Source organism: Clostridium prolinivorans, assembly GCF_004011155.1.
GTDB lineage: Bacteria > Bacillota > Clostridia > Clostridiales > Clostridiaceae > Clostridium_AT > Clostridium_AT prolinivorans.
In genome coordinates this window covers 1-1,087 of sequence record NZ_RJWG01000044.1, presented here as the reverse complement: position 1 = coordinate 1,087, position 1,087 = coordinate 1, and the positions used below count along the sequence as shown (strand labels likewise).

Annotated in this window: 2 protein-coding genes; both read right to left on the bottom strand. The window is 36.7% G+C overall.

The window, feature by feature from the left end:
• Positions 1–42: 42 nt before the first annotated feature.
• A complete protein-coding gene (locus EGD97_RS12245) occupies positions 43–540 on the bottom strand; it encodes a hypothetical protein (protein ID WP_164850224.1) in 498 nt (165 codons plus the stop codon).
• A 9-nt stretch (positions 541–549) separates the two neighbouring features.
• Positions 550–972: a DUF3788 domain-containing protein gene (locus EGD97_RS12240; protein WP_127837560.1), complete on the bottom strand. Its 423-nt coding sequence runs from the start codon at positions 970–972 to the stop codon at positions 550–552.
• Positions 973–1,087 lie beyond the last annotated feature (115 nt).

Here is a 1,087-nt window from a genome sequence, read left to right as displayed (position 1 = left end):
GTCTTTTTTGCCCCGCTTGAAGCTGTTCATTTAAGTTTTTCTTCAATCCCTAAGTGAACGCTTCTTTTGGTGCTCTCTTTTGGTGCCAGCCACCTCACAAGTCACATCTGAGATGTGAGATGTGAGGTGGCTGGCACCTCCTACTGTCGGGACACCATCAACGTCCCTTTGGCCGCAGGGGAATTCATTGGGGTCCTCCAAATTTACCGTGAGCTGGTCAAATGAACGGTTCATTCCAGCAGTTGCAGTTTTCTTTAAAGCTTTATAAACAGCTTCCAACAAAGTCTCGTCAACAATTTGGAAATCTTCGTCTGTTATACGTATCTTGAACCTATTATCATCAAGGGTGATAGCATCTAATTGAACTCCTTCTGCCCTAAATGAAAATGAAGCTTGTCCATCCCATATTTCATCTACCATATAGAAAAATCGGATATGTCCAAGTAATTTAATGAAAGCTGAGTATGCACCTTTTAGATGTGGTTCCAATTCTTTTGGCGGAGTTAAAATTCTAGAGTCATCTGCGTAAAAATGAAACATAAGTCCTACTTATTTATCCTTCTTCTTGTTTGGTCTCTTTTTTATGTACAATAATCTCCTGATATCCTCAATTAGTGATAAATCCGCCAATTCGAACATCATCCATTTGCCATCGTAATGAGTTGTTGAATTATTATAAACACACTGTATTTCTGGAGCATAGGATTGGCACTCATTTTCAAATTTTTCTCTTTCTGCTTTGCCAAAGATGATCATTAAACCAACACAATTTTCTTTCGCATTTAGTGAACATAAGGTTTTACCACTTTTACGATACTTCAATTCATACTTCCAATCCCTATAGCCCTTATACCACACGGTCTCCATGGAATATAAATCTTCAACTAAGTTGGCAAGGCCTGTCCAAACATTAAATTTCTCTTCTCCAAGCAATTCTTTCAAATCTTGATTGGTTGGAATAACTTCAAGCACAAAACCACTCCTTTTAAATTATTATATATTTTGTAGGCACGTAATCCGTGTAAATGATAAAATAAAAATGCACAAAAAGTGGAAAATAAAAATGTACAATTTTGTACATGAATTT

What these genes read in the sequence shown, in the direction of transcription:
- EGD97_RS12245 (WP_164850224.1), bottom strand. Translation starts at nt 540, where the DNA reads ATGTTTCATTTTTACGCAGATGACTCTAGAATTTTAACTCCGCCAAAA.